Raw genomic sequence first — 25,121 nt, 5'->3', positions numbered from 1 at the left:
CGACACGATCCGGGTGTCGCTGTCCGCGCCGCCGGTCGAGGAGGTGAAGGTCGGCACGCAGATCCTGCAGTCGCTGAACCTTCGGCCGCGCAAGCTGGAGATCGTGTCGTGCCCGTCGTGCGGGCGCGCGCAGGTCGACGTCTACAAGCTGGCCGACGAGGTCACCGCGGGTCTCGAGGGCATGGAGGTCCCGCTGCGGGTCGCGGTGATGGGCTGCGTCGTCAACGGGCCGGGCGAGGCCCGCGAGGCGGACCTCGGGGTCGCGTCGGGCAACGGCAAGGGCCAGATCTTCGTGAAGGGCAAGGTCATCAAGACCGTCCCGGAGCACCAGATCGTGGAGACGCTGATCGAGGAGGCCATGCGCATCGCGGAGGAGGCGGGCGAGTCCGTCACCGGCGGGCCCGTGGTCACGGTCTCCTAGTGTCGCGTGACCCTGAAACCTTTACGCCGCTGCGGCCCGCGCGGCCCCTGGCTGCGTTGGAGAAAAGCCCAAGTACATCCAGTACGAGCGGCTTTCCTCCGCCTTGCCAGGAACCACGTGGATCCACAGCGGACGCAAAGGAACAGGATCACGCGACACTAGTCGGTCCGCCGCGAAGGGGGTGTCGGCGTGGACGAGCGGCTCGAGCGGGCGAGGCTGGGCTACGAACGGTCCGTCTTCGGCGGTGACCCGGACGCCCTGCCCGGCGCCGACCACGGCCTGGACTCCCTGGAAGCCGACCTCGCCCTCGCCCGCGGCCGCGTCATGCACGCCCGGTTCCTCGATCGGCGCGAGGAGGACCCGCGCGAGCTCGAGCTCTTCGACCGCGCCGCGACCCTCTACGCGAAGGTGGGCGACCCACGCGGCGAGGCGGCGGCGCTGTTCTGGAAGGGCGCGTTCCACCAGGTCGTCCGTGCCGACGCCACGCTCGCCGTGCCGTTGTTCGAACGCTCCCTCGACCTCGCCACCCGGGCCGGCGACAAGCTGACCATGTCCTATGCACTGCGCCACCTCGGCATGGCCGAGCACGTCGCCGGCCGGCCGGACGCCGCGCGCGGCAAGCTCACCGAGTCGACCCGGCTGCGGCGCGAGCTCGACTTCGTCCCGGGCATCGCGGCCAACCTCGTCGGCCTCGCGCACCTCGCCATCGACACGGGGCGTACCGGCGAGGCGCGGGAGCTGCTCGACGAGGCCGCGGCGCTGGCCGCGCGGAGCCGGGCCCACGGCATGACCAGGATGGTCGAGGAGGCCCGTCAGCGCCTCGTCTCGTAGCGCAGCATCACCACGTCCGCCGGGAAGTGCCGGGTCTGCGCCAGCCGGAGGTTCACCCAGCCGTCCAGCAACGAGAAGTACGGGGTGCCGCCGCCGACCAGGATCGGGCTGACGAACAGCCGGTACTCGTCGACCAGCCCGGCCCGCATCGCCGCCCCCGCGAGGGTCGCACCGCCGATGTCCAGGTCGCCGTCGGTCTCGGACCTCAGCCGGGCGATCTCCGGGACCGGGTCGCCCCGGAACAGCCGGGCGTTCCAGCCGAGGTCCGGCGCGAGCCCGGACGAGAACACCACCTTCGGCTGCGCCCGCCAGATCCCGGCGAAGTCGACCTCCACGGGCGTCGCGCCGGGCCGCTCGTCACCGGTCGGCCAGTGGCCGCTCATCGCCTCCCACAGCTTCCGGCCGTACAGCGAGACCTCGTTCGACCGCAGCTGCTCGTTGTGGAACCGGTGCAGCTCCTCACTCGGGTCACCCCAGTCGATGTCGCCGGTGGCGTCGGCGATGTAGCCGTCCAGCGACACCGCCATCGAGTACGTCAGCCTGCCCATCGTGGACTCCTTTCACTCCCGCCCCGATGTGCAGACCGGCCGGCCGCCGAAAACTCATCGGCGCAACGAGGATCGCAGGTACTCTTCCTGCTCCCGCAAGCTCGGGCTCGGCGGGGCCACCGGCTCGACCACCAGCCGAACCTCGAGCTCGCCGGTGGCGACGGGGCAGCGCCGCACCCACTCGACCGCATCCTCCAGGCAACGGACGTCGAGCAGCCAGTACCCGGCCACCAGGACACCGCCGAACGGACCGTCCAGCACGGTCACGAGGCCGTCGTCGAACCGCAGCCGGGCGCCGTCCTCGCTGGACGTGAGCTCGTCGAAGGCGAGCAGCACGCCGGCCCGCACGAGGTCCTCGGTGTACCGGGCCAGCGCGGTCTCCACCGGCGGCTCGGCACCCTCGGGAACCTTGACCATAACCATGAACCGCATGACGGGCTCCTTCCCGTTCGGTGGTCGCACTGACACGTCGAAGCAGGGGTCGCCGGATCGACACCAACGGGCGGCGGGTCTCGGCTGTCCCACGGGCCGGTCATCTGGCACGCTTGAGCCTGTGTTGCGGCTTGCTGGAGCGCGGCTGCTCGACGAGCGGGATCGGATGGCCGTGCGCGCGATGCTCACGGCGGAACCGGTCGCGTCCTGCATGGTCGCCTCGCGCATCGAGACCCTCGGCATGGACCCGTGGCGGCTGGGCGGCGAGCTGTGGGGCTGCGAGCCCCGTGGGTTCCGCGGCGGCCGCCTGGACTCCCTCTGCTTCGCCGGCTCGAACCTCATCCCGCTGCAGGGCAACCGGTCCGCGCTGCGTGCCTTCGCCGATCGGGCGCTGCGCAGGCGGCGGATGTGCTCGTCGGTCGTCGGGCCGGCCGAGCAGGTACTCGGCCTGTGGTCCGAGCTCGAGCTCGACTGGGGGCCCGCGCGCGAGGTGCGCGACGACCAGCCGCTGATGTCGACCGGCAAGGAACCCCTGGTCCTGGCGGACCCACTGGTCCGCCCCGTCCGCCCCGATGAGCTCGACCGCTACCTTCCGGCAGCGGTCGCGATGTTCATCGAGGAGGTCGGCGTCGACCCGCGGGCGGGCGACGGCGGCGCCAGCTACCGGGCCCGGGTCGCCGAGCTCGTCGCCGCGGGCCGAGCGTTCGCCCGGTTCGAGGGCGGCGACGTGGTGTTCAAGGCGGAGATCGGTGCGCTGTCCAACGCCGTCGGCCAGATCCAGGGCGTGTGGGTGCACCCGGACCGGCGCGGGCACGGCCTGGGCTCGGCCGGCACCGCGGCCGTGGTCGACCGGCTGGTGCGCGGTCTCGGGCGGACCGCGAGCCTCTATGTCAACGCCTACAACATCGTCGCGCAGTCCGCGTACCGCCGGATCGGGTTCACCCGGGTCGGTCAGTATGCGACCGTGCTGTTCTGATTGTCCGGGTCGTCGGCCATACTCGCCGCCGTGCGCGTTTCCTTCCGACGAGCCGTGGGGGTCCTCGCCGCGGTCCTGGTCACCTTGCCCGTCGCCGGCTGCGGCCTGTTCGGCGACGACGGTCCGACGCCGTCGGACATCGCGGACGACTACCTCGGCGCGTTCGCCGAGGGCGACAGCGCCGCCGCGGCCGGGCTCACCGACTCGCCAGACTCGGCCAAGGCGCTGCTCGACGACATCCGCGACGGGCTCGCGCCCGAGAAGGTCGCCGCCAAGCTGGCCGACGTCGAGACCGGCGAGGGCACCGCCACCGTGCGTTTCGACGTCGCGTGGGACTTCGGCCACGGCCGGCGGTGGGAGTACCCGGGCCGGATGGAGCTGCGCGAGCAGGACAAGACGTGGAAGGTGCACTGGTCCACCACGGTCGTGCACCCCGAGCTCGCCGAGCAGCAGTCGATCGCGCTGCAGAACGAGCAGCCGGAGCTGGCACCGGTCCTCGACCGCGACGGCGCGCTGGTGATGTCTCCCGACCGGGTGATCTCGGTGCTCTTCGAGCCCGCCAAGGCCGGTGACGCCGGTGCGGTGGCCGGCGCGCTCGCCACGGCGCTGTCCGGCTTCGACCGGTCGATCACCCAGAAGTCCATCATGGACGGTGCGGCCAAGGGGCCGGAGGGGCAGCCGTACCAGGTGGTGCTGCTGCGGTCCAGCGACTACGAGGCGGTCAAGCCACGGATCTACGAGCTGCCCGGCGTGCGGTTCACCGCGTCGCCGCGGCTGCTCCCGGCGGACAAGAAGCTGGCGCCAACGTTGCTGCCGGGCATCCGCAAGCTGGTCGAGGACGAGCTGATCGGGAGCGCGGGCTGGCGGGTCATCACCACCGACGCCTCCGGCGCCGAGGTGGCCGAGCTGTACGCGAAGCCGGCCGAGCCCGCGCAGGCCGCGCGGGTCACGCTGAGCCTGGGCGTGCAGAACGCGGCCCAGTCGGCGCTCGCGAGCGAGCCCACCCCGTCGATGATCGTGGCGATGCGGGCGTCGACCGGTGAGCTGCTGGCGGTGGCCCAGAACCCGGTGGCGGACAAGCAGGGCGCGCTCGCGCTCACCGGCCGCTACCCGCCGGGATCCACGTTCAAGATCGTCACCGCGATCGCCGGCATCGCCTCGGGCAAGACCCAGCCCAACGCGAAGGTCGGCTGCCCCGGCACGCTCACCATCCAGGGCCGCGTGGTGCCCAACAACGACGAGTTCGACAAGGGCGTGATCCCGCTGCACAGCGCGTTCGCGTTCTCCTGCAACACGACGTTCGCCGAGCTCGCGACCAAGCTGGGACCCTCGGACCTCACCGACACCGCGCGGTCGATGGGGCTCGGCGCGGACTTCGTGCTGCGTGGCGCGACCACGGTCACGGGCTCGGTGCCGCCCGCGACCAACGTGGTCGAGCGCGCCGAGGACGGGTTCGGTCAGGGCAAGGTCGTGGCGAGCCCGTTCGGCATGGCCCTGGTCGCGTCGACGGTGGCCTCGGGCACGATGCCGACGCCGTCGTTGCTGGTGGGCTCGCCGACCGAGTCGGACACCCCCGACGCCGAGCCGCTCGACCCGACGATCCGGACCGCGATGCACGCGATGATGCGTGAGGTCACCCAGCGCACACCCGTGCTGGCCCCGTACCCCGACATCCGGGGGAAGACCGGCACGGCCCAGTTCGGCGACGGCAAGCGCGCACACGGCTGGTACGTGGGCTTCCGCGGCGACCTGGCCTTCGCGGTACTGATAACCGACGCGAACACCTCGGCGAAAGCAGTAGCCGCCACCGCCCGCTTCATGTCCGCCCTCTAGTCCGCCTCCCCGGATTTAAAAGTGTTGGTTGCGTTCCGGCGGATGGTGCGGACCCGCTGGTGGTTGATGGCTGGGTGTCGTCACGGTCCCCTGAGCTTGCGTCGGTCGGCGCGAGGCTGTGCCAAGCCACGTCAACCCCCATACGGACCCGCGAGTCCCCCGTTCCGGCCGGGTGACAGCTGAGGCGCGGGCCACGGCCCCGTTCCTCACCGGCCCGCAGAGGGCACATCGTAGGGTGGAGCCATGCCCGTACGTGCTCCGCTGAAGCCCGGCGTCCAGTCGCCCCGCCGGCAGGTTCCGTCCACCATCGCGCGTCCCGAGTACGTGGACAAGCCGGCGCCCCAGCGCAACACCGAGCCGTGGGTCCAGACCGACGAGACCATCGAGGCCATGCGCGTCGCCGGCCGGATCGCCGCGCAGGCGTTGCAGGAGGGCGGCAAGGCGGTCAAGCCCGGCGCGGTCACCGACGACATCGACGCCGTGGTGCACGAGTTCATCCTCGACCACGGCGCGTACCCGTCCACGCTGGGCTACCGGCATTTCCCCAAGTCGTGCTGCACCTCGCTCAACGAGGTGATCTGCCACGGCATCCCGGACACCACGCTGGTCCAGGACGGCGACATCGTCAACATCGACGTCACCGCCTACATCGGCGGCGTGCACGGCGACACCAACGCCACGTTCCTCGCCGGTGACGTCGACGAGGAGGCCCGGCTGCTCGTCGAGCGCACCCACGAGGCCACCATGCGCGCGATCAAGGCGGTCCGCCCCGGCCGGGCGCTCAACGTGATCGGCCGGGTCATCGAGTCCTACGCCAAGCGGTTCGACTACGGCGTCGTGCGTGACTTCACCGGGCACGGCATCGCCCGGTCGTTCCACAGCGGACTGGTCATCCTGCACTACGAGGAGCCCAAGGTCGACACGGTCATCGAGAAGGGTATGACGTTCACCATCGAGCCGATGATCACCCTCGGCGGCATCGACTACGACATCTGGTCCGACGGCTGGACGGTCACCACAAAGGACAGGAGCTGGACCGCCCAGTTCGAGCACACCCTCGTGGTCACCGACGGCGGCGCGGAGATCCTCACGCTGCCGTGAGCAGCTCCGCAAGCACCTCGAGCACGGCGACCGCCACCGGGTCCGGGTCGGTCGCCGGCGCCAGGTGGTGCGTGTCGAGCCGGCGCACCGGCCAGCCGAGCGCCTCGGCCGCGGCGACGTCCCCGGTGTAGGCGCCGGACAGCGAGACGTAGCCGGCCGGGCCGTCCCACTCGACGTCCGGCCGCGGCTCCTTGAGGAACGCGACCGGCACCTCGGGGGCCTCGTCCGCGATCTCGGCCCGCAGGTGCTCGTCGGTCACCAGCTCGGTCAGCGGGTCCGGCTGGAACCACCGCTGCCAGCGCGGCAGCCGGCCCTCCCGGGACGCCGACCTCAGCCGCGCGTACAGCTCGGCGGGGACGGTGTCGCGCCAGCTGCGGCCCGGCGTCGGCAGCCCGGCGTCGACGAACACCAGCCCGGTGACGGTGTCCTCGAGCGCGTCGGCGAACGCGGGCAGCAGCGGGCCGGCGCCGCTGTGCCCGATGAGCACGACCGGGCCGGCGAGGTCCTCCTCGCCGGTGTTCAACGATTCGCTCGCAAGCTCGCTCATGGCGTCCGCGAACGCGCCGACGAGCACCTGGTGCATGGGCGCGGCGACGACGCTGGGCCGCAGGTCGAGCAGGACCGCATTGATGCTCGACCCTGCGAGCAGGTCTTCGGTGTTGTTGCTCGACCCTGCGAGCAGGTCTTCGGTGTTGATGCTCGACCCTGCGAGCAGGTCTTCGGTCGAGTTCCCGTGCGCGGCGAGCGCATCGGCGAGCGGGCGCAGGCTCGCCGGTCCGAGGAACGGGCTGTGCACGAGGACGGCGGTGATCGGGGACGCGGGCATGCCCGCGATGATGGCAGATGGCTCGGCGGAGGGAGCGGGACATGCGGGGTGCGCTGATGGTGGCCGGAACGTCGTCGGACGCCGGCAAGAGCGTGCTCGTCGCCGGACTGTGCCGGTGGCTCGCCCGGCAGGGCGTGCGGGTGGCGCCGTTCAAGGCGCAGAACATGTCGAACAACTCCGCGGTGACCCCGGACGGCGGCGAGATCGGCCGGGCGCAGGCGATGCAGGCGGCGGCGTGCGGCCTCGAGCCGAGCGTCCGGTTCAACCCGGTGCTCCTCAAGCCCGGCGCGGACCACAGCTCGCAGGTGGTGGTGCTGGGCAAGCCGGTGGGTGTCGTCGATGCCGCGTCCTACCGGCGTCTCGACCTCCTCGACGTCGTGGTGTCCACATTGGAGTCCCTGCGGGCTTCCCACGACGTCGTGGTCTGCGAGGGCGCCGGCTCACCCGCGGAGATCAACCTCCGGGACGGCGACATCGCGAACCTCGGCCTCGCGCGGGCGGCGCGGCTGCCGATGCTCGTCGTCGGCGACATCGACCGGGGCGGGGTGCTGGCGCACCTGTTCGGGACCCTCGCCGTGCTCGATCCCGCAGACCAGGCGGTGGTGGCGGCGTTCGTGGTCAACAAGTTCCGCGGCTCGCTGTCGTTGCTGGAGCCCGGCCTCGCGTCGCTGACGTCGTTGACCGGCCGGCCGGTGCTCGGGGTGCTGCCGTGGTCGCCGGACCTGTGGCTGGAGGCGGAGGACTCCCTGTCGTACGCGGCGGACGGTGTGATCGGCCGCCCGGAGCCACCGGTGGGTTCCGACTGGCTGCGCGTGGCCGTGGTGCGCCTGCCGCGCATCTCCAACGCCACGGATGTCGAGGCCCTGGCGTGCGAGCCGGGGGTGGCGGTCCGCTTCGTGACGGACCCGTCCCGGTTGACGGACGCCGACCTGGTCGTCCTGCCCGGCACCAAGTCCACAGTGGACGACCTGGCCTGGTTGCGCCGCCAGGGCCTGGCCGCCGCGCTGGTCCGGCACGTCCGCGCGGGCCGCCCGCTGCTCGCGGTGTGCGGCGGCTACCAGATGCTCGGCCGCACCATCTCCGACGAGGTCGAGTCGGGGGCGGGTTCGGTGCCCGGCCTCGGTCTGCTGGACCTGGACGTGGCCTTCGCCCCGACGAAGACCCTGGCCCGCCCGACCGGCGTGGCCATGGGGGAGGACGTGCGCGGCTACGAGATCCACCACGGCCAGGTCACCCGCCGCCCGGACGTGCCCCCGTTGATCGACGTGGACGGCGCCCCCGAGGGAGTGCTGTCGGGTCCGGTGGCGGCGACCCACTGGCACGGCCTCCTGGACAACGACGCCTTCCGCCGGGAGCTGCTCGGTTGGGCCGCGACCCACGCGAACCGCCCGGGCTTCGAACCCGCCCCGGACACGAACGTGACGAAGACCCGAGCGTCCCAACTGGACCTCCTGGCCGACCTGGTGGCCACCCACCTGGACACCGCGGCGATCACCCGCCTGATCGAGGCCGGCATCCCGCCGGGCCTGCCGACCCTGAGCGTCAGCCGATCCGGCCGGTAGCGGCCGATCCGGCGGACCTCAGTCCAGCGGCAGGCTCAGCAGGGCGTTCTCGATCAGCTCGGGCATCGCCGGGTGGATCCAGTACTGGCCGCGGGCCATCGAGCGGGCGTCGAGGCCGAAGCTCATGGCCTGGATCAGCGGCTGGATCAGCGTCGACGCCTGCGGACCGATGATGTGCGCGCCCAGCAGCTGCCCCGTCGTCGGGTCCGCCAGCAGCTTCGCGAAGCCCGTCGTGTCCTCCATCGCCCAGCCGTAGGCGATTCCCCCGTAGTCCTGTGTGGACGTCACGTACCGCACGCCCCGCGTCCGCGCCTCCTGCTCGGTGAGCCCGACGGATGCCACCTGCGGCGCGGTGAACACCGCGTGCGGCACGAACCGGTGGTCCGCCGCCACCGGCGAGTCCGGGTGGAGCAGGTTGTGCCGCACGATCCGCGCCTCGTGGTTGGCCACGTGCTTCAGCTCGTACGGGGAGCAGATGTCGCCCAACGCCCACACGCCCTCGGCGGTCGTCCGCTGGAACGCGTCGACCTCGACGTACCCGGCCGGCGTCACGTCGATGCCGGCCGCGGGCAGGTTCAGCGTGTCCGAGTTCGGCACCCGCCCGATGGCCGCCAGCACCATGTCCGTCTCGATCGACTCCGGACCGCCGGCGCCGTCCAGCTCCACCCGGATCCCGTCCGGGGTCGCCGTCGCGCCGCGCAGCGTGCGGTTGAGCCGCAGGTCCCACCGCGCACCGGCGAGCGAGGTGAACCGGGCGCTGATGTCGGCGTCCTCCTCGCGCAGCATCGCGTCGGACCGGCACACCACCGTGACGTCGACGCCGAACGCGGAGAACACGTGCGCGAGCTCGGACGCCACGAACCCGCCGCCGATGATCACCAGCCGCCGCGGCAGCTCGTCGAGGCGCATGATCGTGTCGCTGGTGTGCACCGGCACATCCGCGAGCTCGGGCGGCACGACCGGCCGCCCGCCCGCGGCCAGCACGACCCGGTCGGCGGTCAGGTCCACGACCCCGCCCGCGGTGGTGACGGACATGGCCCGCGGGCCGGTGAACCGCGTCGTCCCCTCGTATACGGTCACGTTGGCGTTGTCGGCGTGCGAGATCCGGTACTCCCGCCCGCCCGCGGCGATCGGGTCGATCCGGCCGAAGATCCGGTCCCGCACGTCGGTCCAGCGAACCCCGAGAAGCTCGGAGTCCACGCCGAGCTTGGCCGACGCCGCTGGCGTGGCGGCGAGGTCCGCGCTGTGCACGAACATCTTCGTGGGGATGCAGCCGACGTTGAGGCAGGTGCCGCCGAACACGCCCCGCTCGACGATCGCCACCCGCCGGTCGGCGAACCGGTCGTCGAGGATGGAGTTGCCGGAACCGGTGCCGACGATGACCAGGTCGACGTGCGTCACATCCGCCTCCACCATCGCCGGCGCCCGTCCGGATTCCCTAATGCTGGTACGTGGGGGTGATGATCGCCCGGGCCAGCGTGTGGAACGCCAGGTTGAAGCTCACCACGGCGGCCGACGCGTTCTCGTCGACATCGAGCGCGTCCACGTCCACCGCGTGCACCACGAAGTAGTACCGGTGCGGCTGGTCGCCCTGAGGCGGCGCGGCCCCGCCGAACGCGCGGGTGGTGAAGTCGTTGCGCACGTGGAACGCGTCGCCCGGCAGGCTCGCGTCGTCGGTGCCGGAGCCGGCGGGCAGCTCGGTGGTGGCGGGCGGCAGGTGCACCGCGATCCAGTGCCAGAAGCCGCCGGGGATCGGCGCGTCGGGATCGAAGCAGGTGACCACGAAGCTGCGCGTTCCCTCGGGGACGCCGGACCAGGACAGGTGCGGCGAGGTGTTCGTGCCGCCCGCGCTGTCGTGCACGGCGCTCATCGGCAGCTGCTGCCCGGCGGCCACGTCGTCGGAGGTCACGGTGAACGAACCGACGGCCGGCAGGAGCTCGTAGGGATCAGGCGCAACGGGACGCTCGAGGCTCATCTTCGTCTCCCGGAAGAGTGATCGTTTGGGCGCCGTCCACCCTAGTCTTGCCGAGGCGCCCCCGCCGGAGGCCTCTCGCACTAGGCTGGGCGTGGACCGAGGGAGTGACGGGTATGAGCGAGAACGAGGTTGAGCGGAGCTCGACGCGGGTGCGGTTCCCGGGGATCAGCCCGCGGGCCTACGAGCACCCGGCCGACCGGGGGGCGATGGCGACGCTGCGCGCGGTGCCGGGCATCGCGTCGGTGCTCAAGGCCGTGGCCGGCATGTGGAACGAGCGGGCCGAGCGGCTCTACGCCACGGCCTCGGCCATCCGGGTCGGGGAGAAGCAGTACCCCAAGATCAACCAGCTGCGCGTCGACGCGGCCGAGACGCTCGACCTCGACACGGCGCCCGAGCTGTACGTCGCCCGCGACCCGCGCGCCAACGGCTACGCGATCGGCATCGACAAGCCGTTCATCGTGCTCACCACCGGCATCGTGGAGTCGCTCGACCTCGACAGCCTGCGGTGCGTGGTCGGCCACGAGACCGGCCACATCCTGTCCGGCCACAACGTGCTGCGCACGCTGCTGATGCGGCTGCTGCGGCTGCAGGCCACGGTGCAGTGGGTGCCGATCGGCGCCCTTGGCCTGCGTGCGGTGATCGCCGCGCTGATGGAGTGGTTCCGCAAGGCGGAGCTCACCGCCGACCGCGCGGGCCTGCTGTGCAGCCAGGACCCGGCGGCGGCGCTTCGCCAGCACGTGTTCATGGCCGGCGGCACCAGCATGGACGACATCGACATCCCCGATTTCATGCAGCAGGCCAAGGAGTACGAGGAAGTCGACGACATCCGCGACAGCGTCCTCAAGCTGATGACCGTCGAGGGGATGAGCCACCCGTTCGCCGTCGTGCGGGCCGCGCAGCTGCAGCGCTGGGCCGCGTCGGAGGAGTACCGCGCGATCCTGGCGGGCGACTACCTGCGCCGCGCCGACGACGCGCCGTCGTCGTCCATGATGGACGACATCCGCTCAGCCGGGCGCTCGTACAAGGACACCTGGTCGAACTCGGACGACCCGCTGGCCAAGGTGTTGAGCGACGTCGGCGAGGCGGTCTCCGGCGCCGCCGGCAAGGTGTGGAGCAGGTTCGGCGGCGGCGCCGGTTCGTCCACTTCGGACGACACGGATGGCAACGGCGACAGCAAGAACTAGGGGGCGTCTGGGCGCGAGTACCGCGACCGAGGTCCGCTGGACACGGCCTAGTGTCGCGTGATCCTGTTCCTTTGCGTCCGCTGTGGATCAACGTGGTTCCTGGCAAGGCGGAGGAAAGTCGCTCGTACTGGATGTACTTGGGTTTTTCTCCAACGCGGCCAGGGGCCGCGTTGGCCGCAGCGGCGTAAAGGTTTCAGGGTAACGCGACACTAGACCGGGATCGCGTGGTCCTCGGCGAACACCTTGCGGCAGGCCGGCGCGCAGAACGCGTAGGTCATGCCCTCGTACTCGAGGGTGAGTGTCGCGGTGGCGAGGTCGACGGTCATGCCGCACACCGGGTCGAGCGCCTTGCCCTCCGGTGCCTGGGTGTGGTCGACCTGGTGGCCGACAGTCATCATCCGGGTGATGTCGGTGCTCGTGGTGACTCGCCCCATCGTGCCGACGCTGTGCTCGCGCAGGCCGACGATCTGGACCACCACCCGCGGCTCCTCACGTGCGCCAGCCTCGCCCACGATGTCGGTGATCTTCGGGGTCAGGTACTCGGTGAACCGCTGGGTGTTCCAGGAGCCGGGCACCGTCACGCGCACGAGGTGGCGTGGCTCGTCCGTGCCGCTCACCCACACCGGCGGGTTGTGGACGATCACGTGGGTGAGCGTGCGCGCCGCGGCCAGGACGGCCTCCGGGGCGCTCTCGTCGGCGATCAGCTCATGCAGGAGGCGCTCGGCGATCTCCCGCTGGTTCGGCGTGTTCTCGGCGGTGTAGAGCTCGACGGTCATCATGGGTGGCGCTCCTTGCTGGGGACGTGGGCGAGTAGTTCGTCGACCGACCACTGGTCGTCGGCATGCCGGCCGAGCTTGCTGGCGAGGATGCGGCCGTCCGGCGCGATCAGGAAGTCGCCGGGAAGCCCGAGCCGGCCACCGCTCGCTCTGGCGGTGGTTTCTCCTTGCGCAGCACGGCGGGCAGCGCCATGGCCACGGCTTTCAGGATCGTCGGCCAGACTCGCGGGTCGAGCAGCGCTCTGGGCGCGGACTCGACGCCGAACTCGCGGTAGAGGTGCTTGTCGGGATCGGCGACGACGTCGAAGGGGAGGTCGCCGGCGTGCTCGCGCAGTTCGCCGGCGGGGGAGTGGAAGACGACGACCTCCTTGATGCCCGAGCTCTGGATCTCGTCGTGCCGCCGGACGATCGACCGCAGGTGGAGGTTGCACACCGGGCAGCCGGCGAAGCGCCGGAACTGCAGGTGCACGAGGCGGTCCGGGTCCGGCACGGCCGTCGTCGTGCCGGCGATGGTCGTCAGGTCTCGTGTGTCCATTCAGGCCCGTCTCGTAGGCGTACATCGTACATCTACAAGTATCCGCGTGGCTTGTACGCTGTCAAGTCGTGCCCCGACCACGCTCGCTGACCCCGACCGCCGTCGCGGCCGCCACCGTGGCGGTGATCGACCGCGACGGCCTCGACGCGCTGACGATGCGCACGGTGGCGAAGGAGCTGGGTATGGCGACGATGTCGCTGTACCGGTACGTCTCGGACCGCGCCGAGCTCGAGGCGCTGGTGGTGGACCACGTCCTGGCGGGGATCGACCTGTCGCCCCCGACCGGCGCGGACTGGCGTGCCCGGGTGACGGTGTTGATCGAGCGCATGCGGGACGCGGTGCGCGCGCATTCCGGGATGGTGCCGCTGATGGTGCGCCACCGGCACTCCTCGCCGGCGTCCCTGCACTGGATCGAGGCGACGCTGACGGTGCTCACGGACGCCGGCTTCCGGGGCGTGGACCGGGCGATCGCGCAACGCACGGTGGTCGGCTTCCTGATCGGGGCGTTGCAGAGCGAGTACTACGGCCCGTTGTCCGGCACGGGCACCGCCACGATGGCCCGCCTGTCCGCCGAGGAGTTCCCCACCCTGACCGAGACAGCCGCCGACGCCCGGGAGATCCCCCCGGACGAGGAGTTCCGCCGCGGCCTGGACATAGTCCTGCGCGGACTAGTCCCCGGTGGCGGAGAAGTGTTGTAGGTCCAGCGGGGTGGACCACTCGCCGCCCCATCTCCAGCCGATGGCGGCGAACGCGCGGACCGCCGTGGCGCCCGGCAGGATCATGCCGGGGCGGACGTTCGCGCGGTCCACATAGGACGAGGCCAGCTCCGGCAGCACGAGGTCGTCGCGGACGTAGGGGTTGTGGAACGGGTTCACGTCGACCGCCAGGCCTCGGGCGTGCGCCGACCACCGGCCCAGCAGCACGGCCGGGCGGCAGACGAAGGCCGTCGTGTTGTTGCCGTCGCCCGTCGGGGCGGCGGCGAGCTCCGAGGCCTGGACCACGCGCATCTCCTCGAGCGGGAAGCGCTCGTCGTACAGCGCCTTGAACACGCGGGTCACGTCGGTGGCCGCGGTGCGGGCCACGATCATCTCGCCGGTGTGCGCCCGGCCGTCGAAGCCCCAGAACGACATCGTCAGGTAGCGCAGGTCGTCCACCCCGACCGGGCACGCCGCGCGCCACGTGCTGCGCCGCAGCACCGTCTCCGGCACCGGGTCGACGGTCGCCTCGTAGCGGTCGCCGGTGGGCGGCGGCAGGTGGTCGACGGTCGGCAGGCTGCGGTTCACCAGTGCCGGCGGCGTGGGCAGCACCTCGCCGTAGCCGTCGGGACGCAGCGGCAGCGGGTCGGCGCCGGGTATCCACGACGGCCCGGCGGGCGGCGGCGAGTAGGGCGGCGCCGGGGAGGAGGACGACGACACGACCGGCGGCGGGGACGGGGCGGACGTGCAGCCACCGGCCAGGACGGCCAGCAACAGCACAACTCGCGACAAACCCACCCACCCAGGATGCCCGACCGCCGAATTCACCTGGTTGAGCGACATGGTCAAGTTGCCCCGACCACGGCCCTCGCGAAAGCCTGCTCGGAAGGGTCGACCAGTGTGAGGAGAAGACATGGGGGCCACCTCCCGGGTCACGCGGCTGCTGCTCGCCGCGAGCGTTGTCGCGACCGGCGCCGTCGCCATCGGGCTCAGCCAGGCCAACGCCGACCAGCAGATCGTCGGCGGCAACCGGGCGAGCATCGCCGACCACAGCTACACCGTGTACCTGACGACCGCCGACGGCTTCCAGTACTGCGGCGGCACCCTGGTCGACGACAACAAGGTCGTCACCGCCGCCCACTGCGCGGTCGGCAAGGCACCCGCGGACGTCCTCGTCGTCGCCGGGCGCGAGGACAAGGAGAGCGACGCCGGCTACACCAGCCAGGTCGGCGAGATCTGGGTGCACCCCGACTTCCGCGACGTGCGTTCCGGCGCCGACGTCGCCGTGCTCACCCTGGCCGACCGCATGCCGTACGACACGGTCGACCTCCCCGCGACGACCGACACCGAGTTCTACCAGCCCGGGGTCGTCGGCCTGATCCTCGGCTGGGGCCGCACCGCCGCCGACGGCGAGCCGTCGCGCTTCCTGCTCAAGGCCGGCGTCCCGATCATGGGTGACGCGGACTGCGTCAAGGCCTACCCGGCTTACAAGGCCGCGTCGATGACCTGCGCGGGCGTGGCGCAGGGCGGCGTCGACTCGTGCCAGGGCGACTCGGGCGGCCCGCTCATCGTCGACGGCGAGCTGGTCGGCGTCACGTCGTGGGGCGAGGGCTGCGCGGCGCCGGGCAAGCCGGGCGTGTACACGCGGGTGGCCGCGTACGCCGACGTCCTCGAGGACCAGATCTGATATCACTCGAGGGTGACGGAACCGCGTTTCGCGGTCGGCGACGAGCTGCCGGCCGACGTGTTGTACGCCCTGCTCAAGCTGCGGGTGGCCGTGTTCGTGGTGGAGCAGGAGTGCCCGTACCCCGAGCTGGACGGCCGGGACGTGGGCCCGGACACCGGGCACCTCTGGTGGCCGCCGACCGGCGAGCCGCGGGCCTACCTGCGGCTGCTGACCGAGCCCGGTGGCGGCTGGCGGATCGGCCGGGTGTGCACGGCGAAGGAGGCGCGCGGTTCCGGGCTGGGCGGCCGGCTGATGGCCGCGGCGATGGCCCGGGTCGGGGACGGCGCCGTGGTGCTGGACGCGCAGACGTACGCGCAGGAGTTCTACGCGCGGTTCGGCTTCGAGCCGGAGGGCGAGCCGTTCGACGAGGACGGCATCGAGCACATCACGATGCGCCGCCCGGCCAGCACCGGCTGACCCCGCCGCCCCGCACCGGCTGACTCGCGGGTCCGGAACGGGGGACTCGCGGGTTCTGACGGTTGGACTCGCGGGTTCTGAAGGTTGGACTCGCGGGTTCTGAAGGTTGGACTCGCGGGTTCTGGGGGTTGGACTCGCGGGTCAGGTGGGGGCGTGGCGGGTGATGACCTCGATCGCGTGGTTCAGCTCGCCGTCGGTCAGGTCGGCCCGGGCGGTCAGGCGCAGTCTCGACACCTCGTCCGGCACCGACGGGGGGCGGAAGCAGCCGACCCACACGCCGGCCGCGCGGCAGTCGTCCGCCCACCGCACGGCTGCCTCGGGGGACGGGGCGAGCACCGACACCACCGCGGCGGCCGGCTCGGTCACGGTCAGGCCGGCGGCGCGCAGACCGGACGCCAGGGTCAGGGCGTTGGCGCGGACCCGGGCCGGCAGGTCCGGATCCGCGCGAAGAACGTGCAGGGCGGCCAGCGCGGCGGCCGTGTTCGCCGGCGACAGGCCGGTGTCGAAGATGAAGCTGCGCGCCGAGTCCACCAGGTGCTTGATCACCCGCCGCGGCCCCACCACCGCACCACCCTGCGCGCCCAGCGCCTTGGACAGCGTCACCGTGGTCACGACGTCCGGCTCGCCGATCAGGCCCGCCGACGCGACCGCCCCGCGACCACCGTCACCGAGCACGCCGAAGCCGTGCGCGTCGTCGACCACCAGCGCGGCCCCGTGCGCGCGGCACGCCTCGAACAGCGCCGGCAACGGCGCCAGGTCGCCGTCCACCGAGAACACGGAGTCGGTGACCATCAAGGCCCGGTCGGTCCGGCGGGTCCGCAGCGCGTTCGCGGCGGCCGCCGCGTCGGCGTGGGCGACCACCGCCACGTCGGCCCGGGACAGCCGGCACCCGTCGATCAGCGACGCGTGCAGGTACGCGTCCGTGACGATCGCGCTGCCCTTCCCGGACAGCGCGGTGATCGCCCCGAGGTTCGCCGTGAAGCCCGACGAGAACACCAGCGCCGCCTGCGCCCCGCAGAACGCGGCCAGCTCGTGCTCCAGCTCGGTGTGTGCCTCGATCGTGCCCGTGACCAGGCGGGATCCGGTCGAGCCGGCACCCCAGCGCAGCGTCGCCGCCGCCGCGGCGCCGGTCACCCGCTTGTCCCGGGACAGGCCCAGGTAGTCGTTGCCGGCGAGGTCCAGCAGGTCCGACTCGGGGCGGCGGGGGCGCAGCTGGCGCGCCAGGCCGGCCCGCCTGCGCTCGTCGGCGCGGGTGTCCAACCAGTCGAAAACCGAGGTCACGCGGTCGAGTCTGACACCCGCCCGGTCAGGCCCAGCTCGAGGCCGGGCACGACGCGCCGGCGGGTGGACCGGTTTGCCCGGTATACCCACTGGTAACGGTTCGGCATGATCCTTGCCCGCTCTCGGCAGAAGCGGTTACGGTCCGGTCCTGACGTGATCGCGGTCACGCTGGAAAGTTCGGGGTTGTAACGGGCTCAGTGCGGAGCGGCCATGTCAGCAGCGCTCGAACCAGCAGAACCAGATGCTGCCCAGGCAGTCCTCTCGGTCAACAACCTCGAGGTCGTCTACGACGACGTCGTACTCGTCCTGCGTGGCCTGTCCCTCGAGGTGCCGGACGGCGCCATCGTCGCCCTGCTGGGCGCCAACGGCGCGGGCAAGACCACCCTCCTCCGCGCGGTCACCGGCCTCCTGATCACCCACCGCGGCAAGATCACCAAGGGCACCGTCAAGGTCGGCGCGGCCGACCTCACCGGCGCGGACCCGGCCGACGTCGTCCGGCACGGCGTCGGGCAGGTGATGGAGGGCCGGCGGATCTTCGCCGAGATGACCGTCGAGGAGAACCTCAGGGCAGGCGCGCACACCCGCAAGCGCGCCGAGTACCGCGAGTCGGTGGGCAGGGTGTTCGACCTCTTCCCGATCCTCGCCGAGCGCAGGCGGTCCACTGCCGGGTACCTCTCCGGCGGCGAGCAGCAGATGCTCGCGATCGGCCGCGCGCTGATGGCCCGGCCCAGGCTCCTGCTCCTCGACGAGCCGTCGCTGGGCCTCGCGCCCAAGCTCGTCGAGCAGGTCCGCGAGATCGTCGTGCAGATCAACGAGCAGGGCACCAGCGTGTTGCTGGTCGAGCAGAACGCGGTGATGGCGCTGTCCATCGCGAGCTTCGGCTACGTCATGGAGGTCGGCAAGGTCGTCCGGGACGGCCCGGCCGAGGAGCTCCTCGTCGACGAGGACATCCGCGAGTTCTACCTCGGGTCGACATCGGACACCGACAAGCGCTCGTTCGCGGAGGTCAAGAGCTACCGGAGGAAGAAGCGATGGAGCGCCTGACCACCGGGGCCGGCGCGGGACAGGCGGAAACCCCCGCGGCGCAACCGGAAGCGCCACGCGAGGACGAGACACCCGCGCCGCTGCTGGAGGTCCGCGACCTCACGCTCAGGTTCGGCGGCGTGACCGCGCTGAACGGGGTGAGCTTCACCGTCGGCCGCGGCGAGCTGTTCGCGGTGATCGGCCCGAACGGCGCCGGGAAGACCTCGATCTTCAACTGCCTCAACGGCGTCTACCGCCCACAGCAGGGCACGATCACGTTGGCGGGCAAGCCGATCACCGGTCGCTCACCCGCCGCGATCGCCGGCATGGGCGTGGCCCGCACGTTCCAGAACCTCGGCCTGTTCGAGCAGCTCACGCTCATCGAGAACCTCATGCTCGGCCGGCATCACCTGATGCGCACCGGGATGCTCGCCGGGATGTTCTGGTGGGGCCGGGCCAAGCGCGAGGAGGTCGAGCACCGCGCCGCGGTCGAGGAGATCGTCGAGCTGCTCGAGCTGGAGCCCTACCGGCACACGTTCGCGGGCCTGCTCCCGTACGGCGTCGCCAAGCGCGCCGAGCTCGGCCGCGCGCTCGCGATGTCGCCGACGCTGCTGCTGCTCGACGAGCCGGTCGCCGGCATGAACGTCGAGGAGACCGAGGACATGGCCCGTTACCTCGTCGAGGTCCGCCGCGAGCTCGACCTCGCGATGATCCTCGTCGAGCACGACATGCGGCTGGTGATGGACCTCGCGGACCGGGTGTTGGCGCTGGACTTCGGCGTGCCGATCGCGTCCGGCACCCCCGCGCGGATCCAGCAGGACCCCAAGGTGATCGAGGCCTACTTGGGAGGTGGCGCATGACCGCCGACGCACTCGTCGCCGCGGAGGCGGCATCATGACCGCGACCGTTGAGCCGAGTACCGAGCGACCGACGGAGACGGCGACCCTCGCCGGGCGCCTGCTGGAGCACGCCGAGCGCCGCGGCGGCGACGTGGCGATCCGCGAGAAGTACCGCGGCGTCTGGCGCGAGTGGACCTGGGCCGGGTACGCGAAGCGGGTCGCCGACGTCGCGGCCGGGTTGCGCTCGCTCGGTGTCGTGCCCGGCTCTCGGGTGGCGATCCACGCGGAGAACCGGCCGGAGTGGGTGATCGCCGACCTCGCCGCGCAGGGCCTCGGCGCGGTCGGCATCGGCGTCTACCCGACCTCGCCGGCCGCCGAGGTGGAGTACCTGCTCGCGCACTCCGCCGCGGAGGTGCTGATCGCCGAGGACGAGGAGCAGCTCGACAAGGCGCTCGCCGTGCGCGACAAGCTGCCGCTGCTGCACCACATCGTCGTGATGGACCCGCGCGGGCTGCGCCTCGCCGACGTGCCCGGCGTGCTCACGTTCGCCGAGCTCGAGGAGCGCGGCGCCGCCCCGGAGTCGCTGGGGCTCTACACCGACTCGGTCGCCGCGCTGGACCCGGGAAGCACCGCGATCCTCGTCTACACCTCCGGCACGACCGGCCCGCCCAAGGGCGCGATGATCTCCCACGACAACCTCGTCGCGTCCGGGCGCGCGTTCGTCGAGGTGCTCGGCGCGGCCCGCGGCGACGAGGTGCTGAGCTACCTTCCGCTGTGCCACGTGGCCGAGCGGCTGATCTCGGTGATCGACGGCATCTGGGCGGGCCTCGTGGTCAACTTCGGCGAGGGCGGCCCGTCGTTCCCGAACGACCTGCGCGACGTCCAGCCGACGGTGTTCCTGGGCGTGCCCCGGGTCTGGGAGAAGATGCTCGCCACCGTGGAGATCCGGATGGCGGACGCCTCTCGGCTCAAGCGCGTGCTGTACCGGTCGTGCCTGCGCCAGGGCAGGCGGATCGCGCCGCGCCGGATGACCGGCCGGCGCACCGCCGGGGACCGGGTCGTGCTCGCGGTGTGCGAGCTGCTGGTGTTCCGCGCGTTGCGGGAGCGCCTCGGGATGTCCCGGGTGCGCGCGCCGATCAGCGGTGCCGCGCCGATCGCGCCGCAGGTGCTGGAATGGTTGTGGGCGATCGGGGTCCCGGTCCGGGAGGGCTACGGGCAGACCGAGAACACCGCGATCTGCACGCTGAACCCGGTCGGCGACATCCGGCTGGGCACGGTCGGCACCGCCTCGCCCGGGGTCGAGGTCAGGATCGCCGAGGACGGCGAGATCCTCACCCGCTCGGCCGGCGTCTTCCAGGGCTACCTCGACAACCCCGAGGCGACCGCCGCGACCGTCGACCCGGACGGCTGGCTGCACACCGGCGACGTCGGCGAGCTCGACGAGGACGGCTTCCTGCGGATCACCGACCGAAAGAAGGACATCATCATCACCGCGGGCGGCAAGAACATCTCGCCGTCGGAGATCGAGAACCTGCTGAAGGTGTCGCCGTACATCCGCGAGGCCGTCGTGATCGGCGACCGGCGCAGGTACCTGACCGCGCTGATAGGCATCGAGCTGGACACGGTCGGGAACTGGGCGTCGCGCCGCGGCCTCGCCTACACCACCTACGCCGACCTGTCGGCGAAGCCGGACGTGCAGACGCTCATCGACGGCGTGGTCCAGGGGGCCAACAAGGAGCTCGCGCAGGTGGAGCGGGTCAAGCGGTTCACGTTGATCGGCAAGGAGCTCGACCACGAGGACGGCGAGCTGACCGCCACCCAGAAGGTCAAGCGCCGCGCGATGGAGGACCGCTTCGCGGCCGAGATCGAGGCGATGTACTGGTGAACGCCGCGCCGACGTACTTCCCTCCGCGGAGGTGCCAATGACACTGCTGACCAACGTGTTCGCGGGCCTCGCGCTCGGGTCGACCTACGCCTTGGTGGCGCTGGGTTTCGTCGTCATCTACAAGTCCACCGGGGTGATCAACTTCGCCCAGGGCGGGCTGCTCGCGCTCGGTGCCTACCTCGGCTACACGTTCTCCAACAACCTCGCGGTCGGGTTCGGGGTCGCGATCCTGCTCGCCTGCCTGGCCGCGGCGTTCGTCGGCGCCAGCGTGGAACGGTTGGTACTGCGCCGGATGGTCGGCCAGCCGCCGTTCGCGGTCATCATGATCACGATCGGGCTGCTGTTCGTGATCGAACCGTTGATCACCGCGATCTGGGGCTTCGACAACCTGCCGGTGAACAACCCCTGGAACATCCGGACCGTCGAGGTCGGCGGGCTCGTGCTCGGCGTGCGCGACCTGTGGACGATCGGGCTGACCGCGGCCGTCGTGGTCGCGTTCTTCCTGTTCTTCCGCTACACCTCGTTCGGACTGGCGATGCGGGCCACCGCGTTCGACCCGGAAGCCGCGCTGGCGCAGGGGATCAGCGCCCGCCGGGTCTACGCGGTGTCCTGGGCGATCGCCGCCGCGCTCGCCACCCTGGCCGGCATCACGCTGGCCGCGGGGCCCGCCGGGCTCTCGCCGTCGATCAGCTTCATCGCGCTCGCCGCGTTCCCGGCGATGATCCTCGGCGGGCTGGACTCCCCGGCCGGCGCGGTGCTCGGCGGGCTGATCATCGGCCTGGCCGAGGCGCTCACCCGCGGCTACCAGGACCAGCTGTTCTCCTGGGCAGGCTCGAACGTCTCGCTCATCGTGCCGTACCTGCTGATGATCGTGATCCTGCTGATCCGGCCGTACGGACTCCTCGGCACCAAGGACGTGAGGCGCATCTGATGGCCCTGCTGAAGAACCGGACCGCGCGCCCGCACCGCAACCTCGTCCGCACCTATGCCGAGGACCTGCGACTCTTCGGCACGCCCGCGTCCCGGGTGGGGCTCGTGGCGATGCTCGCGGCCCTGCTGCTGTTGCCGACCGTGGTGCAGGACGACTTCTGGCTGTCCGTGCTGATCTACTCGGGCATCACCGCGATCGGCGCAATCGGGCTCAACCTGCTCACCGGCTACTGTGGACAGATCTCGCTCGGCCACGCGTTCTTCATCGGCGCGGGCGCGTACTGCGCGGCACTGGTCGGTGGCGACGCCGGCCTGCCGCTTCCGTTGTGGCTACTGGCCTCCGCGGCGGTCGGCGCGATCCTCGGCGGGCTGATCGGGCCGTTCACGCTGCGGCTGCGCGGGCACTACCTCGCCATCGTCACGCTCGGGTTGATCTTCATCGGCGAGCACCTGTGGCGCAACCTGCGCGACCTCACCGGCGGCAACAACGGCACGTCGGTGCTCGCCCAGCCCACGATAGGCCCGGTCGACCTCGGCGCGATCGAGATCGCCGGGGAGAACTACTCCCGCAACCAGGGCTACTTCTGGCTGGTGTGGGTGCTGGTGGCGGTCGTCGCGTTGCTGGCGAAGAACCTGGCGCGGACCCGCCCCGGCCGGGCGCTGCGCGCGGTGCGCGACCACGACCAGGCCGCCGAGGTGATCGGCGTGCGGGCCGGCCGGTACAAGATCGGCGCGTTCATGGTGTCGAGCGCGATCGCGTCGATGGCCGGCGCGTTGTTCGGCTCCTACCAGCAGCACGTCAGCCCCGATGACTGGACGTTGCTGCTGTCCATCCAGTACATCGCGATCATCATCGTCGGCGGGCTGGGGACGATCTTCGGCTCGATCCTCGGCGCGATCTTCGTCGGCGCGCTGCCGGCGCTGATCGACGAGTACTCCGGCGCCATCCCCGGCGTCGCCACGGAAGCGGGCGGGGACGGCTTCATCAGTGTGTTCGCGCTCAACCAGGCCATCTTCGGCCTGTTGATCGTGCTGTTCCTGGTGTTCGAACCCAGAGGCTTGGCGGGCATCTGGTTCCGGGTCAAGGCCTACTTCAAGGCCTGGCCGTTCTCCTACTGAGCAAGGAGGCACCCCATGGTGCGGGTGACAAGGAAGAGGTTCGGGCTCGCCGCCATGCTGCTGAGCCTGGCGCTGGCCGTATCGGCCTGCGGAGGGGCCGGTGAGGACGACAGTGCCGGTGGCGGCGAGGCCGGCGCGCCCGGCAACACCGCCGGGTTCGACGGCACGACGATCAAGCTGGGGGTGCTGACCCCGCTGTCCGGCACGGTCGCCGTGATCGGGCAGCCGCTGACCTCGGGCAACGAGGTGTGGTTCGACGCCCTCAACGCGAAGGGCGGCATCGGCGGCAAGTACAAGGTCGAGCTGGTGCAGGAGGACACCCAGTACAAGTCCGACGTCGCGGTCCAGCAGTACAACAAGATCAAGGGCGACGTGGTGGCGTTCACCCAGATCCTCGGCACCGCGCCGACCCTGGCCGTGCTGCCGCAGCTGCGCACCGACAAGATCCTCGCCGCACCCGCGTCACTTGACGCGCTGTGGGTGCGGGAGGGCAACCTGCTGCCGGTCGGCGGGCCGTACCAGGTGCAGGCGATCAACGCGATGGACTACTACCTCACCAAGGGCGGCGGCTCCAAGGACTCCACGATCTGCACGATGATCCAGGACGACGTTTACGGCGAGGCGGGCCAGCAGGGCATCGACTTCGCCGCGGAGAAGTACGGCTTCACCGTCGCCAACACGCAGAAGTTCAAGGTGGGCACGGAGAACTACGCCGGCCAGATCGGTGCGCTCGCGGGCGCCCAGTGCGAGATGGTGTTCCTCGTGGCCACGCCCTCGGACGCCGCCAAGATCTGGGGCACCGCCGCCCAGGCCCGGTACGCGCCACAGTGGATCGGCCAGTCGCCCAGCTACACCGGGGCGCTCGCCCAGTCTCCCGTCGCGCCGTACATGCAGCAGCAGGTGCTGATCGCGGCCGAGGGCACGGAGTGGGGCGACGAGTCGGTGCCGGGTATGAAGCAGATGGTCGCCGACATGGAGAAGTACGCGCCGGACGAGAAGCCGGACTACTACTTCGCGTTCGGCTACAACCAGGGCCGCGCGATGACCGCGGTGCTGGAGAAGGCCGTCGAGAACGGCGACCTGTCCCGCGACGGCGTCCTCGCGGCGTTCACCCAGATCGGGACGGTCAGCTTCGAAGGGCTCTCCGGCGACTACGAGTACGGGCCGGCGGCCGACCGCAACCCACCGCGGGCGACCACCATCTTCAAGGTGGATCCGGCCAAGCCGTTCGGCCTGGCGACGGTCGAGTACCTGCTCGAGTCCGACGCGGCGAAGGAGTTCGTGTTCAAAAAAGCGGACCTCTGACGCAAATAGTAAGAAACTTTCCCCCGTGGACCTGCCGAGCGTGGTCGAATATTCGGTATGACGGCAACGGTGACGGTGATCGGCGTTGATGGCGACGATCTTCCCGCCACGGCGCTGAAGGCGCTTGCCGATGCGCGGCTGGTGGTCGGCGGTCGCTCGGTGCTCAGTCGCTGGGCGGCCGCCACCCTCGGCGCCCGGTCCGACGGCGCGGCCCGGTCCGGCGGCTCGTCCGTGGACGGCTCGTCGCGTGGCGGCGGACCGCGGACGATCGAGCTGACGGTGCCTGCCGAGCTGCCGGGCGCGGCGCTGGACGCGCTGGCGGCGTCGGTTGAGGCGGGGGAGCCGGCGGTCGTGCTGGCCTCGGGCGACCCGGGCTACTTCGGCGTGCTCCGGGCACTTCGCGAGCGCAGCGTGCCGACCGTGTGCTGGCCGGCGGTGTCCTACCTGCAGCGGATCGCCGCGATGATCCAGCGGCCGTGGGACGACATCACCGTGGTGGCCATGCGTGGCCGGGCGTTCCGCAAAGCCGTCAACGTCTGCCGGGCCAGGCCGGCGGTCGGCGCGCTCACCGCGCCCGGCGCGGGCCCCGCCGAGCTCGGCGCCGGGCTGGTCGGCTGGCGGCGCACGCTCGTCGTGGTCCAGGACGTCGGCGGCCCGCACGAGGAGCTGTCCATTGTGGACCCGGCGGAGGCGGCCGCGCGGGCCTGGCGGGAGCCCACCATCGTGCTGTCGCTGGCCGACCTCGACCGCGTCGGCCCCGCGGGCTGGCTCGCCGGCGGTGAGCCGGTGCCGCCGGCGGACGGCTGGGCGCTGGGGCAGGACGCCTTCACCCATCGCGAGGGCATGGGCGGCTCGCCGGAGCTGCGGGCGCTCGCGCTGGCCCGGCTCGCGCCGCGCCCGG

The 25,121-nt window shown here is 71.6% G+C and carries 26 protein-coding genes; 17 read left to right on the top strand and 9 right to left on the bottom strand.

Annotated features, from left to right (window positions below; genetic code table 11):
- Positions 1-421, top strand: a 421-nt coding sequence (locus GEV28_RS29725) for a flavodoxin-dependent (E)-4-hydroxy-3-methylbut-2-enyl-diphosphate synthase (protein ID WP_291415768.1), incomplete at its 5' end; no start/stop codon positions are given.
- Between the two features lie 189 nt (positions 422-610).
- Entirely contained in the window at positions 611-1,252 is a 642-nt protein-coding gene (locus GEV28_RS29720; RefSeq protein WP_291415767.1) for a hypothetical protein, read from the top strand.
- Here the strand turns inward: GEV28_RS29720 and GEV28_RS29715 are convergent.
- The gene (locus GEV28_RS29715; RefSeq protein ID WP_291415766.1) at positions 1,234-1,800 is read right to left on the bottom strand and encodes a dihydrofolate reductase family protein; all 567 of its coding nucleotides are present in this window, start codon (positions 1,798-1,800) and stop codon (positions 1,234-1,236) included. The two genes, GEV28_RS29720 and GEV28_RS29715, sit on opposite strands and share 19 nt — an antisense overlap.
- 54 nt (positions 1,801-1,854) lie before the next feature.
- On the bottom strand, positions 1,855-2,232 hold the full coding sequence (locus GEV28_RS29710) for a YciI family protein (protein ID WP_291415765.1): 378 nt from the start codon (positions 2,230-2,232) through the stop codon (positions 1,855-1,857).
- Between the two features lie 121 nt (positions 2,233-2,353).
- Here GEV28_RS29710 and GEV28_RS29705 point away from each other — a divergent pair, with 121 nt between their 5' ends.
- From GEV28_RS29705 to map, 3 genes are all read left to right on the top strand, one after another.
- Positions 2,354-3,208: a GNAT family N-acetyltransferase gene (locus GEV28_RS29705; RefSeq protein WP_291415764.1), complete on the top strand. Its 855-nt coding sequence runs from the start codon at positions 2,354-2,356 to the stop codon at positions 3,206-3,208.
- 30 nt (positions 3,209-3,238) lie between these two features.
- Entirely contained in the window at positions 3,239-5,041 is a 1,803-nt protein-coding gene (locus GEV28_RS29700) for a penicillin-binding transpeptidase domain-containing protein (protein WP_291415763.1), read from the top strand.
- 243 nt (positions 5,042-5,284) lie between these two features.
- On the top strand, positions 5,285-6,142 hold the full coding sequence (map, locus tag GEV28_RS29695) for a type I methionyl aminopeptidase (RefSeq protein ID WP_291415762.1): 858 nt from the start codon (positions 5,285-5,287) through the stop codon (positions 6,140-6,142).
- Here map and GEV28_RS29690 read toward each other — a convergent pair.
- Positions 6,129-6,968 (bottom strand): hypothetical protein, encoded by an 840-nt coding sequence (locus GEV28_RS29690; protein WP_291415761.1) that lies wholly within the window; start codon positions 6,966-6,968, stop codon positions 6,129-6,131. The two genes, map and GEV28_RS29690, sit on opposite strands and share 14 nt — an antisense overlap.
- Positions 6,969-7,009: 41 nt before the next feature.
- Here GEV28_RS29690 and GEV28_RS29685 point away from each other — a divergent pair, with 41 nt between their 5' ends.
- On the top strand, positions 7,010-8,530 hold the full coding sequence (locus tag GEV28_RS29685; RefSeq protein ID WP_291415760.1) for a cobyric acid synthase: 1,521 nt from the start codon (positions 7,010-7,012) through the stop codon (positions 8,528-8,530).
- A gap of 18 nt (positions 8,531-8,548) precedes the next feature.
- Here GEV28_RS29685 and GEV28_RS29680 read toward each other — a convergent pair whose 3' ends face one another.
- Both GEV28_RS29680 and GEV28_RS29675 read right to left on the bottom strand, forming a co-directional pair.
- A complete protein-coding gene (locus GEV28_RS29680) occupies positions 8,549-9,931 on the bottom strand; it encodes a mycothione reductase (protein ID WP_291415759.1) in 1,383 nt (460 codons plus the stop codon).
- A gap of 37 nt (positions 9,932-9,968) precedes the next feature.
- Complete coding sequence (locus GEV28_RS29675; protein WP_291415758.1) at positions 9,969-10,505, bottom strand: YbhB/YbcL family Raf kinase inhibitor-like protein; 537 nt, start codon at positions 10,503-10,505, stop codon at positions 9,969-9,971.
- A 113-nt stretch (positions 10,506-10,618) separates the two neighbouring features.
- Between GEV28_RS29675 and GEV28_RS29670 the strand changes: the two genes are divergently transcribed.
- On the top strand, positions 10,619-11,689 hold the full coding sequence (locus tag GEV28_RS29670; RefSeq protein ID WP_291415757.1) for a M48 family metallopeptidase: 1,071 nt from the start codon (positions 10,619-10,621) through the stop codon (positions 11,687-11,689).
- Positions 11,690-11,898: 209 nt separating this feature from the next.
- Here the strand turns inward: GEV28_RS29670 and GEV28_RS29665 are convergent, their stop codons facing one another.
- Positions 11,899-12,468: a YHS domain-containing protein gene (locus GEV28_RS29665; protein WP_291415756.1), complete on the bottom strand. Its 570-nt coding sequence runs from the start codon at positions 12,466-12,468 to the stop codon at positions 11,899-11,901.
- Positions 12,469-12,574: 106 nt separating this feature from the next.
- Positions 12,575-13,000 carry a peroxiredoxin-like family protein gene (locus GEV28_RS29660; protein WP_291415755.1) on the bottom strand — a complete coding sequence of 142 codons (426 nt, stop codon included), beginning with the start codon at positions 12,998-13,000 and terminating at the stop codon, positions 12,575-12,577.
- A 68-nt stretch (positions 13,001-13,068) separates the two neighbouring features.
- Here GEV28_RS29660 and GEV28_RS29655 point away from each other — a divergent pair, with 68 nt between their 5' ends.
- A complete protein-coding gene (locus GEV28_RS29655; protein WP_291415754.1) occupies positions 13,069-13,698 on the top strand; it encodes a TetR/AcrR family transcriptional regulator C-terminal domain-containing protein in 630 nt (209 codons plus the stop codon).
- Here the strand turns inward: GEV28_RS29655 and GEV28_RS29650 are convergent.
- Positions 13,669-14,493, bottom strand: coding sequence for a M15 family metallopeptidase (locus GEV28_RS29650; protein WP_367115218.1), 825 nt, complete (start codon positions 14,491-14,493; stop codon positions 13,669-13,671). The two genes, GEV28_RS29655 and GEV28_RS29650, sit on opposite strands and share 30 nt — an antisense overlap.
- Before the next feature lie 115 nt (positions 14,494-14,608).
- Here GEV28_RS29650 and GEV28_RS29645 point away from each other — a divergent pair, with 115 nt between their 5' ends.
- Both GEV28_RS29645 and GEV28_RS29640 read left to right on the top strand, forming a co-directional pair.
- On the top strand, positions 14,609-15,382 hold the full coding sequence (locus tag GEV28_RS29645) for a serine protease (RefSeq protein ID WP_291415753.1): 774 nt from the start codon (positions 14,609-14,611) through the stop codon (positions 15,380-15,382).
- A 12-nt stretch (positions 15,383-15,394) separates the two neighbouring features.
- The gene (locus GEV28_RS29640) at positions 15,395-15,838 is read left to right on the top strand and encodes a GNAT family N-acetyltransferase (protein ID WP_291415752.1); all 444 of its coding nucleotides are present in this window, start codon (positions 15,395-15,397) and stop codon (positions 15,836-15,838) included.
- 141 nt (positions 15,839-15,979) lie between these two features.
- On the opposite strand, the gene GEV28_RS29635 is transcribed toward GEV28_RS29640, so the two are convergent.
- A complete protein-coding gene (locus tag GEV28_RS29635) occupies positions 15,980-17,119 on the bottom strand; it encodes an 8-amino-7-oxononanoate synthase (protein WP_291415751.1) in 1,140 nt (379 codons plus the stop codon).
- A gap of 210 nt (positions 17,120-17,329) precedes the next feature.
- Here GEV28_RS29635 and GEV28_RS29630 point away from each other — a divergent pair, with 210 nt between their 5' ends.
- The 7 genes from GEV28_RS29630 to GEV28_RS29600 form a co-directional block, all read left to right on the top strand.
- On the top strand, positions 17,330-18,163 hold the full coding sequence (locus GEV28_RS29630) for an ABC transporter ATP-binding protein (protein ID WP_291415750.1): 834 nt from the start codon (positions 17,330-17,332) through the stop codon (positions 18,161-18,163).
- The gene (locus GEV28_RS29625; RefSeq protein WP_291415749.1) at positions 18,151-19,002 is read left to right on the top strand and encodes an ABC transporter ATP-binding protein; all 852 of its coding nucleotides are present in this window, start codon (positions 18,151-18,153) and stop codon (positions 19,000-19,002) included. Before GEV28_RS29630 ends, GEV28_RS29625 begins: the two co-directional genes overlap by 13 nt.
- 34 nt (positions 19,003-19,036) lie before the next feature.
- Positions 19,037-20,866 carry a long-chain fatty acid--CoA ligase gene (locus GEV28_RS29620; RefSeq protein WP_291415748.1) on the top strand — a complete coding sequence of 610 codons (1,830 nt, stop codon included), beginning with the start codon at positions 19,037-19,039 and terminating at the stop codon, positions 20,864-20,866.
- 37 nt (positions 20,867-20,903) lie between these two features.
- Complete coding sequence (locus GEV28_RS29615; RefSeq protein ID WP_291415747.1) at positions 20,904-21,797, top strand: branched-chain amino acid ABC transporter permease; 894 nt, start codon at positions 20,904-20,906, stop codon at positions 21,795-21,797.
- Positions 21,797-22,915, top strand: a complete 1,119-nt coding sequence (locus GEV28_RS29610; protein ID WP_291415746.1) for a branched-chain amino acid ABC transporter permease — start codon at positions 21,797-21,799, stop codon at positions 22,913-22,915. The genes GEV28_RS29615 and GEV28_RS29610 overlap by 1 nt, the downstream gene beginning before the upstream one ends.
- A gap of 15 nt (positions 22,916-22,930) precedes the next feature.
- Positions 22,931-24,220: an ABC transporter substrate-binding protein gene (locus tag GEV28_RS29605; protein WP_291415745.1), complete on the top strand. Its 1,290-nt coding sequence runs from the start codon at positions 22,931-22,933 to the stop codon at positions 24,218-24,220.
- Positions 24,221-24,277: 57 nt separating this feature from the next.
- Positions 24,278-25,121: SAM-dependent methyltransferase (locus tag GEV28_RS29600; RefSeq protein WP_291415744.1), on the top strand; the 844-nt coding region annotated here is incomplete at its 3' end.

The sequence above is a fragment of the Actinophytocola sp. genome, from assembly GCF_009379765.1.
Lineage (GTDB): Bacteria > Actinomycetota > Actinomycetes > Mycobacteriales > Pseudonocardiaceae > Actinophytocola.
This window is presented reverse-complemented; position numbering and strand designations above follow the sequence as displayed.